The organism is Hassallia byssoidea VB512170 (assembly GCF_000817785.2).
Lineage (GTDB): Bacteria > Cyanobacteriota > Cyanobacteriia > Cyanobacteriales > Nostocaceae > Hassallia > Hassallia carrinoi.
In genome coordinates this window covers 44,027-58,917 of the sequence record NZ_JTCM02000034.1, presented here as the reverse complement: position 1 = coordinate 58,917, position 14,891 = coordinate 44,027, and the positions used below count along the sequence as shown (strand labels likewise).

Genomic DNA, 14,891 nt, shown 5'->3' with positions numbered 1-14,891 from the left:
CAATCTTTGTGGGATTGATATCATTGTTCGGGAAGAATCGTACACGTCACAAGCCAGTTTTATTGATGGTGACTTTATTCCTGATTATGGCACTAAGTCATTTGGGTGGAAGCCATCTGGAAAGCGGATATGTCGCGGACTATATCGGGCTAAATCTGGGCGATTATGTAATGCTGACATCAACGCCAGTTACAATATCCTCATAAAAGAATTCCCCAATGCTTTCGAGACAGGGGATAGAGAGGTTTTAGTTGACCCCATTCGGGTAAATCTAGCTGGCTTTAAAGCCACTCATCTTGACCCCATTCTAGATGCCTTTAAGGTTCTGTGAACGAAATGGCAGTTTCTATAAAGCCGTGTCTGACTATATTTGACTATGCAGAACTGAACTATTAACATTCATGAAGAGGGGAAAAGGGTGCGCTGTGGGCAGAAAATTCCGAAGCAAACGCTCTCACTCATCCACAATCTTGTCCCGACTCACTGCAACCAGAATTAAAAGCTTGTGCGGTGCAACTAGTGCCAATTACCAGACAGGAGGGGGAAAGGGGAAAGGAAAAAAGGCTAAAGGGAGAAGAAGTTATAAAGATGCACGCATAAAACTTTTATATGATTCTTTTCCCCTATACGGGTTTAAAGCCCCTTGGGCTAACTCCGGACAAGAATGGACAGCCTTCTTCTGGGTGACTCGTTTGGTGTTTGCTCCTTTTAATACAAGGCTGTCCATTCTTGTCTATCTTTAATGAAACCCCAATGCATGGGGACAAAGACTGTACCGGGTGCGATCGCTCTTGTTACATCTTTGCCTGCGATTTTAATCGCTGTTACTTGGATTGAGAAAGTTTTGTGTTTGAGAAAAGCCGTGCCACTAACTCAGCACGAGATGAAACTTCAATCTTCCGAAATATCCGTTTTAAAGCTTGCTTAACAGAATTTTCTGTAATCCAAAGTGCTGTACCGATTTCAGCATTTGTTAGTCCTTGTGCTACTAGTTGGGCAATTTGAATTTCACGCTGGGTTAAGCGATTAATCGCCAAAGAATTAAATTCTGTGGGTTGCGACCATAATGTTGCTAACTTAGTTGACAGATGTAGGCACAGCGCACTTAAATCGGCAAGATTGTGAACATTAAAAGCAGAAGAACCTCGAACGCGAGTAAAGCCAACTCCGCCAACAAGACGACCATTACTGACAATTGGTCCAGCCATCACATGTCCGTGATCGAAGCGCGAGCATATAGTCTTCCAAATACCAGAAGGTAATAACAATTCTTCATGAACTGGGGCATGATGCTCGATTATGTAGCGCAAGACCGGATTATGTTCAATAGATAAAGCCAATTTCATCATGCCCGGAATATTTGTCTCGGTAGAGGGAAGCTCATTAAATAAAAAAAGCTTGCAACGTTCGGCAACAAAATACTCACTAACTTTAACCATGACGTGCAGTCGTAATTCTTGCTCATCACTAGCATCAGCTATTGCTTCAAATAAAGACTGCAAGGAATTTGTCATCATTACTGCTACCAAGAGTACTCGTTCGAGGACTAGCCGTTATAACTAACTGTTCTTAGTATAGATTTTGTTGCGATCAAAACATTGACGGAAACATCAGGCTTATACGATTTTAGATTTTGGATTTTAGATTTTGCGAAAAGTTTGAGCGGAGGTTTCCTCCGTTCCCCGTTCGCGGAGCGTCTTTGAAGGAGAAGGGGTTGCCGTTGGCGTTCGCGAAGCGTCTCGTTCGCGAATTTCGTCTCCGAAGGAGAAGAGAAGCCTCTCCGACAGGAGAAGGCATCAAAGCTTTTAAAGACGGATTGTAAAGTTGTTGCTATGCAAGGGTTTCAACAATCCATTTGTCGCAATCATTTTTGAAATTGGTATTAGTCCTAATTTCCCCCAAGAATCATCAATCATGACCATAGATTTTAACTCTGATAGCGTACAGCCATCTGTACGCAAGTTTCAGATTGGCTTTTATTGGGTAGCCACGCTTTTCAATCTCTGCTTAATTGCCCAAGTGTTGACGGTAGGACTAGCATTCTTCCACAACCCTGAGTGGTGGAATATCCATGTTTGGCTAGTACGCGGATACGGTGGACTGACAGCGATTCTGCTTTTATGGGTGTTCTTGATTGAATTTCCCCGACGAGTGCAAAGCCTTACAGCTAGTATGGCAGTACTACTGGGACTGCAATTTCTCACAATTCACCTAAATTCGCCTTTTCCTTTGGCAGTATTCCACCCACTTATCGGATTCACGCTGTTCTCTGTTTCCACAACTTTAGTTCATCGCGTGCGGCAGATGCTGTTTGCATCAAATAAGGAGTCATTATCTTGAATTACGCTCATCCTGAAGTTCTCGTAGATACTCAATGGGTTGCTGAACATTTGAGCGATCGCAAAGTGCGTCTTATTCAAACCGATATGGATATCACAGCTTATAACTCTGGTCATATTCCAGGTGCCGTCTTCTGGAACACATTTATCACCATCATGCAACCCGATTACCGTTTCAATTTCGATTCTTCGGCATTGTCAGAACTGCTTGCACGCTCAGGTATTGCAAATGATACAACCATCATTATTTATAGCAATCATAATGCTGGTGCTAATTGTGCCTTTTGGTTGCTAAAAGTATTCGGGCATAACGATGTACGAATAATGAATGGTGGTCGCAAAAAATGGCTTGTTGAAAAACGCCCTGTTTCTACTGAAATCCCCACTATCACGCCAACAATATATACAGTGCAGAATTTTGATACAAATATCCGAGCGCTACAAGACCAGGTGCAAGCAGCAATTAACACAGATTCAGTTCTGGTGGATGTACGTACACCCCAAGAGTATTGCGGTGAATTATTTCTGATGAACCCACCAGAAAAAACTGAGCGTGCCGGTCACATTCCCAATGCAGTTCATCTTTTTTATGAATTAGCTTTGAACGAAGATGATACTTTCAAATCAGCGGAAGAACTGTATACTTTCTACCACAGTAAGGGCATCACTCCTGATAAAGAAGTGATAACCTACTGTGCAGTTGGGGCACGCTCTTCTCATACTTGGTTTGTCTTAAAGTATTTGCTGGGCTACGAAAATGTACGCAATTACGACGGTTCTTGGAATGAGTGGAGCAGATTACCCGACACGCCAGTTGAGACTTGACAATATTCTGTGGGTGCTTTAAGTAACAACTCCACTAGTTAATGACAAAGAGGGGAAAAGGGGAGCCACTGCGTTGGAAAGGCTGTGCCGACAGCCGCGCATGTGGCGTTAAAGGGTCTGGGTGAAAGGGGTAAAGAATCTTGTTGGGGGCTTTAAACCCGTATAGGGGAAAAGAATCATATAAAAGTTTTATGCGTGCATCTTTATAACTTCTTCTCCCTTTACCCTTTTTTCCTTTCTCCTTTCCCCCTCCTGTCTGGTAATTGGCACTAGTTGTACAGCACAAGCTTTTAATTCTGGTTGCAGTGAGTCGGGGCAAGATTCTGGATGAGTGAGAGCGTTTGCTTCGGAATTTTCTGCCCACAGCGCACCCCAATGCATGGGGACAAAGACTGTACCGGGTGCGATCGCTCTGGTAATTTTAGCCGGAAACTTGGATTTACCCCGACGCGATCGCACTTCTATCCACTCATTATCTTTAATATTCAACCCAGAAGCATCACGGGGATGAATCTCAATAAACGGTTGGGGATGCATCGAGCGAATCTTTTCAATCCGACCGGTGCGCGTTTGAGTGTGCCAATGTCCGTAAAGTCTCCCAGTTGTAAGCACAAAGGGATAATCGGGATCGGGTGGTTCTGCTAGTCCTCGTGAATGATATGCCCCAAATCGAGCGCGTCCATCAGGAGTGTGAAAGCGGAAATCGGTGTAAAGCCGTTTGGAGGGAGTAGGGAGTAGGGAGTAGGGAGTAGGGGTAGAGGAGGATTTATCCCCACTCCCCATTCCCCATTCCCCACTCCCCTTTTCTCCTCCTTCTTCTTCAAAGCTGAGAACACCTGTATCAGAATCGATAAATATCGGCTCACGTTTCTTTTCTGGATGGGGCCATTGAGTCGCACCTTCGGCTTGTAATTGCTCGTGACTCATACCTGTCATATCGCAGGGACGGTTGGAAGTCAGTTGCGCGAACTCAGTATATACTTCAGCGGAGTTTGTAAAAGAAAATTCTTTCTCAAAACCTAATCGCCGACCAACTTCAGCGAAAATTTCCCAATCTGCTTTCGCTTCCCCAAGCGGTGCGCGGAATGCTTGAGATAACGTGACTACTCGTTCGGAGTTTGTCATCACGCCGGTTTTCTCACCCCATTGTGCCGCTGGTAACAAAACGTGAGCGTAAGCAGCAGTTTCTGTGGGATAGTAGGCGTCTTGATAGATTGTAAAAGGCGATCGCCACAATGCTTTTTTTGTCCGTTCCAAATCTGGCATACTCACAGCCGGATTAGTCGCCGCAATCCACAGTAAACCGACGTTGCCATTTTCTAACTCAGTAATCATATCCCACACCGACAAACCGGGATTTGGGGAAATTTGCCCTGGTTTGAGTCCCCAAAATTCCTCAACTTCCGCTCGCTGCTGGGGATTTTTCACCGTGCGATAACCGGGTAACAGATGCGCTAAACCTCCAGCTTCTCGTCCTCCCATCGCGTTTGGCTGACCGGTCAAGGAAAAAGGTCCTGCCCCAGGCTTACCTATTTGTCCGGTCATTAAGTGCAAATTTATGATGGTTCTGACTTTAGCCGTACCTTCCGATGATTGATTTACACCCATTGACCACATCGATAGCACCCGCTGTGATTCACCCCAGTAGCGAGCTGCTGTTTCTAAATCTTCAACGCTGATACCGCATCGATGAGCTACCACGTCTGGGGAATAATGGCGAATCACTTCAGCGTATGCAGGAAAGTTGCTGGTACAGTCTTCGATGAACGCGGGATCAAAGTAATTCCAGCGCATCAATAAGTGAGCGATACCATTTAACAAGTCGATATCTGTACCGGGACGAATCGCTAAATGTAAATCTGCGGCTTCTGCGGTTGGTGTGCGTCGGGGATCGACGACAATCATTTTCACTTTGCGATTCTTTTTGTGGTATTTCTCGAATCGGTTGAAAATGATCGGGTGACATTCAGCCGTATTAGTGCCAATTAAAAAGGCACAGTCGGTTAACTCCAAGTCATCGTAGCAGCAGGGGGGACCATCTGCGCCAAAGCTTTGAATGTAGCCAGCTACAGCACTAGACATGCACAAGCGAGAGTTGGCATCAAAGTTGTTAGTACCCAAGCAGCCTTTCATCAGTTTCTGAGCGATGTAGTAGTCCTCAGTTTGAAACTGACCGGAACCGTACATGCATATGGCTTCTGGTCCTTGGGTAAAGCGCACAGTTTGAATGCGCTTGGTGATGATATCAAAAGCTTCATCCCAAGTAGCGCGGCGAAATTCCTGTTCTAAGGAGTCTCGTACCATTGGGTAGCGCAATCTATTTTTATCTAAAGATTCGGCGATCGTTGCGCCTTTGACACACACCATACCTTGACTTGATGGATGCGCTTTATCCCCCCGCACCCGCCAAATTGGAGTTCCTTGGCTATCTCGATTAGTTGGTTTGCCATGTTGGGCTGGGGGCGAAACTTCTAGTCCACAGCCGACACCACAGTAAGGACAGACGGTTTTGGTAATTTCAGTCATGGCATTTGCACCGTTTTTACCGATTGTCTAAATTTTGAACAAGGTTTGTAGAGACATAATTAAGAGCAAATAACCGTGTTTCCAAACCTTTGATATTTAATTCGCATCCGAGAAAATCTGATGGCTTCTGTTAAGAAAATTTCTCAAATTCGCTTTGAAAACTTTCGGAAGTTTTATCAATAGTATTTTTACTCATTGAATATCAATTACAACAAATAAAATGTGTTGTCTGATACTTTTTATTCATTTATTTTTGTATTTTTTGTTATGTAATTTTGACAATTTCATAACTAAATTTCAACAGAAAAATACAACATTGAACCGCAGATAAACATAGATACACACAGTTTGATTTTCTGTGTGTATCTCAGGTTTGATTTTTAGGAGTTTATTAATAGTAATCCAAACCCAACTAACTACTAACTACTATCTCGCATCTTATTCTTCCGCTAAGATGGGAGATTTTCGGGTTGCAGTTTCTGGTGATTCACCTTCGTAAGCGCCAGCAAAAGAGCCTTTCGGTTCTTTGAGGAAAAAGGCACACATAAAGGCGCAGATTAAAGCAGCTATACCCATTGTGGCAAAGAGTGTTGGTGGATTGGTTAAGCTGTAGATTGTTAGATAAACCACACCGCCGAAGTTACCGTAAGCGCCGACATTACCGGCAATTTGTCCTGTGGATTCTTTTTTAATTAAAGGTACGATACCGTAAGTTGCACCGCAGCCAGCTTGAGCAAAGTAAGCAGCTAAAACTGTGACAGCGATCGCTACCGGAATGGGCCAATTTTTGTTAATGAAATGTGCCATCAAATAACTGACACCAATTCCCATAGAAATAATTGTCATTGTCCATTTGCGAGAGCCAAATTTATCAGAAATTAAACCACCGCTAGGACGAGAAATTAAGTTCATGAAAGGATAGATAGAGGCAATCATCCCCGCTACCACATGCTCTAAACCAAAGGTTCTCTCAAAAAACGCCGGCAGCATGGAAACCGCAGCAAGTTCAGAACCAAAGTTAGTTATGTAAGTGAATTCGAGTAAAGCTACTTGACCAAATTGATAGCGTTCTGAAGGAGCGTAAATTTTTTTACCAGTTAACAGTTCTCGGTTGACTTTATAAGCTTGATAGCTTTGGTAAGCAAATAATCCGGCTAACGCAACCCAAACCAAATACATTTGGCTGAGAGTTAAAAAGTGAATGTTCTTTTGTTCTAAGCGCCAAGCTAATAAACCTAAAGCGAAAATCAAACCAAAGTTTGAGACAATCATCGCCCAGAAACTTTTGACACTGGTTACTTCTAAAGAACCATTTTTCTTAGGACGTTTGTAAGTTTTGCCAGGAGGTGTATCTTGAACGGTATTGAAATAAATTACACCGTAAATCGCCGCAATGATACCTGTAAGAGCGATCGCCAAACGCCAGTTAGAAGCACCACCAGTCATAAAGCTAGCTGCAACCGCAATCAACGGCAGGGCAAACTCAGCCCCAAAAGCCCCAAAGTTACCCCAACCGCCATAAAGACCTTGGGCTATACCGATATCTTTCGGGGGGAACCATTCCGCCACCATGCGAATACCAACCACAAACCCAGCACCGACAATTCCCATCAGCAAACGACTGATAACCAATTGGCTAAAGTTTTGCGACAGCGCTGTAGCCATACAGGGAACCACAGCAAACATCAGCAGCATTGAGTAAGTTTTTCTCGGACCAAAACGATCCAGAAGCATTCCAATAATAATCCGCGCCGGAATTGTCAGCGCCAAATTGCAGATACCCAAAGTTTTAATTTGTTCGGGCGCCAGATGTAGCTGCTTACCTATAGTTGTTGCAAAGGGAGCAAAGTTAAACCAACAAACGAAGGTGAGAAAGAAGGCAAACCAAGTCTGATGTAAGATGCGGTAGCGACCGGTAAATGAAAGTAAACCTTTGAGCATTGAGCTTTCCTAAGTAAAAACTGAATAATTGCGTAAAGAAATCTGTGGACAATTATGTAATTGCCCAAAGATATTGATTGATAGTTGATAGTTGATAGTTGTTAGTTGTTAGTTGTCACACATTATTCTTAACTCCAAACTTTTAGTACAGACGTTCGGTCCGGAACGTCTCTACAACTCCTAACTCCTAACCACTATCCACTAACTAATAACTAATAACTGCTTCTTTTGCGCGTGCGCCGAAGTTTTCAATTAGCAGTTGGCGTAATACTGGCTGTAGGTCTTCGCAGGGTATGCCTTTGGTGACACAAGTTCCCAAATGTGCTTCTTTACCAACTTTGCCGCCCATATAAATGTCAACTCCTTCTAGAGTTTTGCCATTTTTGCGGACTTTGGTTCCCATTAAGCCGATGTCTGCAACTTGCGGCTGTCCGCAGGAGTTAGGACAACCTGTCCAGTGAATGCGTACAGGAAGAGTGAATGTTAACTCGCTTTCCAATTCTTTAATCATTGCCAAGGCGCGGTTTTTGGTTTCGATCAGGGCAAAGTTGCAAAATTGTGCGCCTGTACAAGAAACTAGCGATCGCGTTAGCGTATTAGGCTCAATTTTAAATCTTTCTAACAACGACTCTGTTAAAAATGTTGCCAATCTTGTATCAGCAATATTGGGGATAATCACGTTTTGCTCAACCGTCAGGCGGATTTCACTGCTGCCGTAAACTTCTGCCAGACGTGCGATTTCAAACATATCGTCAGCAAACAAGCGACCGACGGGAACGTTTAACCCTACGTAGTTTAATCCGGGTTGCTTTTGTTTATATACGCCGATGTGGTCGCGTTTTTCCCAGTCGATTTCGTCTTTTGCGGCTGCGCTTATTAATGACTTACCCAAACGGTTTTCAACTTCTAAGCGGAATTTATCTAAACCCCATTCATCAATTAGCCACATTAGACGCGATTTTTGGCGATTAGCGCGTAAACCGCGATCGCGAAAAACTTCCAAAATGGCTCTACATACAGCGACTACATCCTCTGGTGGCACCCAAGCATTTAAAGGAATCGCCGCATCGCACCGTTTAGCAGAGAAAAAGCCACCGACAAGGATATTAAACCCGAATTGGCGTTCAGATTCTCCTTGTCCTTCTTTGAAAGCTGGAACAAAAGCCAAATCATTAATTTCCGCATGAACTGAGTTATCGCGTCCAGCGGTGATGGCGATGTTAAACTTGCGCGGCAGGTTGGTAAACTCTGAGTTACCAGCGCCATTGTTGGTAATCATGTCTTGAATTTGCTGTACCAACTCTCGCGTGTCAAACAACTCATCCGCATCCAAGCCAGCTACGGGATCGCCTGTGATGTTGCGAACGTTGTCCATTCCTGACTGGACGCTGGTCAAGCCAACAGCCTCGAATTTATTAAAGATATCTGGTAAATCTTCAATGCGGATGCCCCGCAATTGGATATTCTGTCTGGTAGTGATGTCAGCGTAGCCGTCTTCGCCGTAGCGCTGCACTACTTCAGCTAACACACGCATTTGATGAGAAGTAAGAATACCGTTAGGCATCCGCAACCGCATCATAAACTTGCCGGGAGTGACTGGGCGAAAGAACACACCCACCCACTTTAGCCGATGGTCGCGGTCGGTTTCGTCCATTGCTTCCCAACCCAAGGAGGCAAATTTTTCGATTTCCGCTTTAATGGCGAGTCCATCTTTTTCTGCTTTGAATTTCTCGAACTTGTTTAAGCTGGGTGTGGTAGTTGCTGTGTCTGTCATGAGTTGACTTCCGTTGCTTTGTTTCTAACTTCGCGCTTGAATATCTGAATGTAGTTTTATCGGTTTGTGGATCTACGATTTTTTTAAAGTAAATTTTTGAGCTTTACGAGATTGGAAATTTGTTAAAGCTGTTTTTTACCAGACATTTAACGATTTGCTTACTACTAAGGTTAAGGTTGGATGAATCTAAAAATCGTATAAATAGCTACGAAATTTTGGTAAAATTTAGGAAAAGGTATCAAACTGATGCTTAAAATGTATCAATGTGATGCATTTTCTGCATGAAACAAATTTGATACGAGCGATCGCATTTCATTAATACAATAGAGCTTGCTACTAACAACCAAGAACCAATTAATTGTGAATAACATCAACCAGCTTTTGGAAAAAGCGCGGGCAGCACATGATGCAGGTGATTGGTCACGAGTCTTGCAATGCCTGCAAAAGTTGATTCAAGAAGAAAATGCACTAGACCCAGAGATAGTTAAAAATCAAGCATATTTGCTGGAATTAGCACTCTCAATTCTAGAAATGGGGGATTTTCAGCAACGCTGGGAAATTGCTAAGGTGTTTGTCCGTTTGGGAAATGTTGCTATAACCCCGTTGATTGACATCCTCCAAGATGAAGATGCATCAGAATTGCGGTGGTATGCAGTTCGGATTTTAGGCGATCTGAAAAATCCCAAAGCGATCGCCTCTTTGGTAGAATTTCTCCAAACCACTGACGATGAAGAACTCAAAGCGATCGCCGCTGCCGCATTAGGACAAATTGGACAAAGTGCGATCGCTGCTTTATCAGAACTTTTAACTTCAGTTGATACACGAATTTTGGCAGTGCGATCGCTTTCTTACATCCGCCAACCAGAAATTATTACACCTCTATTAAACGTGGTGCAAGATCCGCTAGTTGAAATACGCGCTATAGCGATTGAAGCCCTCAGCAGCTTTCACGATTCCCGTATTCCACCGATTCTTTTAAACGCTTTAACTGATGTCGCTGCTGCTGTCAGACGTGAAGCTGTGTTAGGGTTGAGTGTTCGCACTGACTTACATCAAGAATTAGATTTGCTGGCGAAACTGCAACCCAGACTTTATGACTTTAATCTGGAAGTTGCCCAAGCAGCAGCTATTGCACTTTCGCGCATCGGTAGTGATGAGGCGGCAAAACACTTATTTATAGTGCTGATATCGCCTCCGACACCAATAAAATTACAACTGGAAATTATCCGCGCCCTGAGTTGGATGAAGACATTATCTGGTTTAGAATATCTCCAACAAGCATTTAATCAACTTTCATATACGACACTGTGGTTAGAAATTGTCACAGTTTTAGGTCGAGTCAGCGATTCGACATTAACCGCTTCTTCGACAGAAATTTTGCTTTCAATAGTGCGATCGCAACATCCAGCAGTTGAGATTGCCTCAATTAAAAGTGCGATCGCTTTATCTTTGGGACAATTAGGCAATATCGAGGCAATTGAACCGTTGATTTCTCTACTAGCAGATAATAATCAAGTTGTCAGACTCCACATCGTCGCTGCACTAAAGAATCTTGCACCAGAAACCGCTTATCAACAATTGCAACAATTATTAAATAATCCCACACTTACACCAGATTTACGAAAAGGAGTTACCGCTGCTTTGGCGGAATGGTAACACGTAGTAAGCACTTTAGTGCTTATTTTAAGCACTTCAGTGCTTACTACGCTAGCCACATTTACGATCAACATGCCAAAATGTTGACGCGAAACTAATACATCGGTATTTAGTGTGTTTAAATTTTTTACTAAACTTGATTACTTGCTAAAAGAAACTTTCCTCGGTTTGCTGCGGGGAGGTTGGATGAATTGGGCGGCGGTAAGTACTGTTACCGTGTTACTATTTTTATTCGGGTTGAGTCTGCAAAGTTCTTGGCAATTAGAAAAGCTGCTTAACCAATTTGGTAGCCAGCTAGAAGTATCAGTTTACCTGAATGCGGGTACGCGCTTGGAAGCGATCGCTCCAATAGTTGAGAATTTACCTGATGTCGCAGCAATGCAAACAATCACCAAAGAGCAAGCTTGGAATAAACTAGTTAAGGAACTAGGAATTTCTGATATTGAAGGTGCTACCCAGCAGTTAGGCGATAATCCTTTAGTTGATGAGATTAAGGTGAAAGCGCGTAACTCGCAAGTTGTTCCGACTTTAGCAACGCAACTTGCTAAAATACCTCAAGTTAATGCAGTGCAGTATGTAGATGAAGCTGTGCAACGCATCGCTCAGTTACATCAAGGGTTGAATTGGATTACTTTAACAATTACTATCATCTTGACTTCAACGGCGATCGCTGTCACTTCCACGACAATTCGCTTAATTGTTCTTGCGCGACGTCGAGAAATTGAAATTATGCAACTTGTGGGTGCAACTTCGACTTGGATTTATCTACCGTTTATTTTACAAGGAATTGCTTTTGGTTTAGTTGGTGGTGCGATCGCTTGGAGTTTCATTTCTCTAATTCAGCAGTTTATCACTAAATTGCTCACTAATCAACCTGAGTTTATCCAATTTCTCACCAACGGTTTGCAACTCACTAGCGCCCAAACTTTATTATTACCTTTGATTCTCCTTGGTTTTGGCACCACAGTCGGATTATTAGGAAGTTTATTTGCAGTGCGTCGATTTGCTAGATAATGGGGGATAGGGCACGCTCGCATTGGGCACGCTCGCATTGGGCACGCTCGCATTGGGCACGCTCGCATTGGGCAAAAGCTTATTTTTAATCACCAATCCAAAATCTAAAATCTAAAATCCAAAATCGCTATGCGATCGCAATGGGAACGTTTGCTGCAAAATATCGGTGTCTGGTCTGGTTCATTTACCCGTTTCTCTCCCCAAGGTGAATTGGTGAATGATACTCCCTCGGTTGTCTCCTTGGAAGGTTTGAACAATAATCAGACTATTCGCCAAATTATCCGTCTGCGGGAAGATGAAAAAGTTTTAGAATATAGTTCACTAGGACGAAGTGTTCTATTTTTTGAAAATGGCGAATTTTCTCAAGGTTCGATTCAGTTAGCACCGTATTCGGAATTTGGCGCAGAATTTGGATTTATTCAAAAAAATCGCCGTTTACGCTTGGTGCAGTTATTTGAGAAAAATGGCGATTTAGACCAACTTACCTTAATTCGCGAACATTTTGCGGGAACTGAACCAGCACAACGTCCACCTTTAGCAATAGATGACTTGTTAGGAGAATGGCATGGCGAAGGTGTAACAATATATCCTGATTGGCGATCGCCTGATACTTTTTCTTCTACTCTACAATTACGACTTGATGCTGGGCGATTAATTCAAAGTTTAACCTTTGGCGATCGCACAATTACCTCAACTGCCACGATTAAAGGCTCTATAATTCACTTTGATCAAGATCCCCAAAAGCAGGTGCAAGTATTACTCTTACCTGATGGTGCTTCTGCTAATTGTCCAGTGAAAGTGCAATTACGTCAAAGCTTTATCTTAGAAGCGGGTTGGTTAATCGAACCTAACTTACGCCAGCGGATGATTCGCAGTTACAGCGATAAAGGCGAATGGGTTAGCCTCACCTTAGTAACAGAAAAGCGAGTTGAAGTAAGTCGATGATAAAAATTCAACTTATATGAAGAAATATAAACTTTAGGTAGGTAGGGTGTGTTACGCCGAAGGCTAACGCACCCTGAATTATCAATGGTGCGTTACGCTGAAGCGATAACACACCCTACGATTTAAATTTATTAACATAGTGCGTTGCCTGAAGCGATAACACACCCTACGATTTAAATTTATTAACATAGTTATAAATATTGCCGCTTACCTACTTAAGAGTTTTATATTATAACTCGTAGTCGGCGCTACTCTGCGAGAAGCCGCTAGCCTGCGGCTTCTCCAACAAAGTACGCATCTACAGCGCTGAAAAAATCCCCAATTTTACGAATTAAATATTATAACTCCTAGTCAGTATAAAAGCGCTCTTTGCGCTTACTACGTTCTTAAATCTTAATCTTCGACAACGGATTAAACAAGCAGGAAAATTCACCCTCTTTAAATGTTTCATCCCAATTTGGGGGTAAACGATGAGGATTAGGATTTTCCCGTGTGGGTATCCGCATGAAGATGTACTCACACTTAACATTATCTAACTTCGTTTGGGAAGTAATTAACCAATCTTCGATGTAAGCACCTGTAAGAGTCGCACCTCTCAAATCGGTTTTGTTTAATTGCGTTTGTCCGAGGTTAGCTCTAGAAAAATCTGCATCTTGCAAGTTAGATGCACTAAGATTCGCTCCTATTAAGCTAGCATCCTTGATATTCGCGGCACGCAAATTTATATTTTGCAAGTTCCAGCCATTCAAATTTTTGTTTTGTAAGTCTTTCGTAATCAACAATTCTCGTAATTGCAGATCGTCAAGATAAGTTGTCCCCACAGCCGCAAGATGCAACTTTTTCGCTTGATACCAGCAGGTGCGTGTCAAAATAGCTCTGATGAAGCTGGTGTTTTTCAGTCTGGCTTGGGTAAAGTCCGCATCTGTTAAATCGCAGCCTTGAAAACTAGTTCCATATTTTGTCACAAAAGCGATCGCTAAATTTCGAGTTAAGCTTTGCTTTTCATCTCCAAATAAGGCATGACAGCTGACATAAGCACTCAGCAATACTACGGCTACTGCCACTAGTAATGCTACACCCCCAGCTGTCAAATTGACCATTGCTGCTGCCACAGCCACAGCTCCAGCTATTGCCCCCGCTACTGACACTGTTACTGTTACTGCTAGCAATCCAGCAATAATTCCGGCAAATGCGGCGGCTCCAACTATAACTACGGCTCCTGCTGCTACAATTACTACTGACATTGATGCAGTCACAATTACTGCTACTACAGCCGCTAATTCCATTACGCTTGTAACTGCTACTCCAGCCCAAGCTACTGCTACTATACCTGCCCAGGCGATCGCCGCCAAACCTGCCCATATCATCGCCATTACCAAAAATCCACAGGCTGCTGACAAGGAACGGCGGATAATAATGATAAAAAACACTGACAAAACTATCAAGCTAACTACCACAACATAAATATTTTCGCGGTGATTGTTAACCAGAATAAATCCTAGCAGCGAACCACCAACGGCTGATAGCAGTCCGGATATTGCCGATAGCAGTAATGCAAATATTACCAAAGCGATCGCCCAACGGCGTTGTAAACCTGCTTTGGCGTTGCTAAAGTTTGCACTTTTTAGAATGGCACCAGTAAAATCTGTACCTCGGATATCAGAATTAGAGAAATCTGCGCCTGTTAAGTCTTGCCCTTTAAAGGATTTGCCTCTGAGCTTCGCACGGCGATAGTTTTGGGCCATGTTCAATTTCAACAGAGTGGGACACTTTTTGCTACAGGTTGTAGGATATCAGGTTTTGGTGAGTTTATTTCTGTAATGTATTTAAATTTTGTTGTTACTTTCTTCTCAGTGTAAATGAAGTGAATC

General features: G+C 43.0%; 10 protein-coding genes and 2 pseudogenes. 7 read left to right on the top strand and 5 right to left on the bottom strand.

All coding sequences use genetic code 11. The annotated features are described in order from the left end of the window. Positions 1-331 (top strand): annotated as a pseudogene (locus tag PI95_RS16520) (hypothetical protein); the annotation flags it as partial. An 86-nt stretch (positions 332-417) separates the two neighbouring features. After that, positions 418-600 (top strand): annotated as a pseudogene (locus tag PI95_RS35980) (hypothetical protein); the annotation flags it as partial. Between the two features lie 224 nt (positions 601-824). Here PI95_RS35980 and PI95_RS16515 read toward each other — a convergent pair. Continuing rightward, entirely contained in the window at positions 825-1,514 is a 690-nt protein-coding gene (locus PI95_RS16515) for a helix-turn-helix transcriptional regulator (protein ID WP_039741269.1), read from the bottom strand. A gap of 400 nt (positions 1,515-1,914) precedes the next feature. Between PI95_RS16515 and PI95_RS16510 the strand changes: the two genes are divergently transcribed. Next, positions 1,915-2,340, top strand: coding sequence for a DUF6220 domain-containing protein (locus tag PI95_RS16510; RefSeq protein WP_039741640.1), 426 nt, complete (start codon positions 1,915-1,917; stop codon positions 2,338-2,340). Further along, positions 2,337-3,164, top strand: coding sequence for a sulfurtransferase (locus PI95_RS16505; protein ID WP_201280479.1), 828 nt, complete (start codon positions 2,337-2,339; stop codon positions 3,162-3,164). Before PI95_RS16510 ends, PI95_RS16505 begins: the two co-directional genes overlap by 4 nt. Before the next feature lie 189 nt (positions 3,165-3,353). On the opposite strand, the gene PI95_RS16500 is transcribed toward PI95_RS16505, so the two are convergent. The 3 genes from PI95_RS16500 to PI95_RS16490 all read right to left on the bottom strand — a co-directional run bounded on the left by PI95_RS16500 (position 3,354) and on the right by PI95_RS16490 (position 9,405). Next, positions 3,354-5,690 carry a molybdopterin oxidoreductase family protein gene (locus tag PI95_RS16500; RefSeq protein WP_163518948.1) on the bottom strand — a complete coding sequence of 779 codons (2,337 nt, stop codon included), beginning with the start codon at positions 5,688-5,690 and terminating at the stop codon, positions 3,354-3,356. Positions 5,691-6,128: 438 nt separating this feature from the next. Further along, positions 6,129-7,631: a NarK family nitrate/nitrite MFS transporter gene (locus PI95_RS16495; protein ID WP_039741275.1), complete on the bottom strand. Its 1,503-nt coding sequence runs from the start codon at positions 7,629-7,631 to the stop codon at positions 6,129-6,131. A 205-nt stretch (positions 7,632-7,836) separates the two neighbouring features. Next, positions 7,837-9,405 carry a ferredoxin--nitrite reductase gene (locus PI95_RS16490; RefSeq protein ID WP_039741277.1) on the bottom strand — a complete coding sequence of 523 codons (1,569 nt, stop codon included), beginning with the start codon at positions 9,403-9,405 and terminating at the stop codon, positions 7,837-7,839. A gap of 360 nt (positions 9,406-9,765) precedes the next feature. On the opposite strand from PI95_RS16490, the gene PI95_RS16485 reads away from it, so the two are divergent. The 3 genes from PI95_RS16485 (at position 9,766) to PI95_RS16475 (ending at position 13,020) form a co-directional block, all read left to right on the top strand. Then, positions 9,766-11,061: a HEAT repeat domain-containing protein gene (locus PI95_RS16485; RefSeq protein WP_336507234.1), complete on the top strand. Its 1,296-nt coding sequence runs from the start codon at positions 9,766-9,768 to the stop codon at positions 11,059-11,061. A gap of 114 nt (positions 11,062-11,175) precedes the next feature. Continuing rightward, the gene (locus PI95_RS16480; RefSeq protein ID WP_039741280.1) at positions 11,176-12,075 is read left to right on the top strand and encodes a permease-like cell division protein FtsX; all 900 of its coding nucleotides are present in this window, start codon (positions 11,176-11,178) and stop codon (positions 12,073-12,075) included. A 129-nt stretch (positions 12,076-12,204) separates the two neighbouring features. Further along, entirely contained in the window at positions 12,205-13,020 is an 816-nt protein-coding gene (locus tag PI95_RS16475) for a DUF3598 family protein (RefSeq protein WP_039741282.1), read from the top strand. 386 nt (positions 13,021-13,406) lie between these two features. On the opposite strand, the gene PI95_RS16470 is transcribed toward PI95_RS16475, so the two are convergent. Then, on the bottom strand, positions 13,407-14,765 hold the full coding sequence (locus tag PI95_RS16470; protein WP_039741285.1) for a pentapeptide repeat-containing protein: 1,359 nt from the start codon (positions 14,763-14,765) through the stop codon (positions 13,407-13,409). Positions 14,766-14,891: the final 126 nt, after the last annotated feature.

Bases quoted from the DNA above. Each gene is read 5' to 3' on its own strand.
- PI95_RS16515 (WP_039741269.1), bottom strand. From the start codon at position 1,514: ATGACAAATTCCTTGCAGTCTTTATTTGAAGCAATAGCTGATGCTAGT.
- PI95_RS16510 (WP_039741640.1), top strand. From the start codon at position 1,915: ATGACCATAGATTTTAACTCTGATAGCGTACAGCCATCTGTACGCAAG.
- PI95_RS16500 (WP_163518948.1), bottom strand. From the start codon at position 5,690: ATGACTGAAATTACCAAAACCGTCTGTCCTTACTGTGGTGTCGGCTGT.
- PI95_RS16495 (WP_039741275.1), bottom strand. From the start codon at position 7,631: ATGCTCAAAGGTTTACTTTCATTTACCGGTCGCTACCGCATCTTACAT.
- PI95_RS16490 (WP_039741277.1), bottom strand. From the start codon at position 9,405: ATGACAGACACAGCAACTACCACACCCAGCTTAAACAAGTTCGAGAAA.
- PI95_RS16475 (WP_039741282.1), top strand. From the start codon at position 12,205: ATGCGATCGCAATGGGAACGTTTGCTGCAAAATATCGGTGTCTGGTCT.
- PI95_RS16470 (WP_039741285.1), bottom strand. From the start codon at position 14,765: ATGGCCCAAAACTATCGCCGTGCGAAGCTCAGAGGCAAATCCTTTAAA.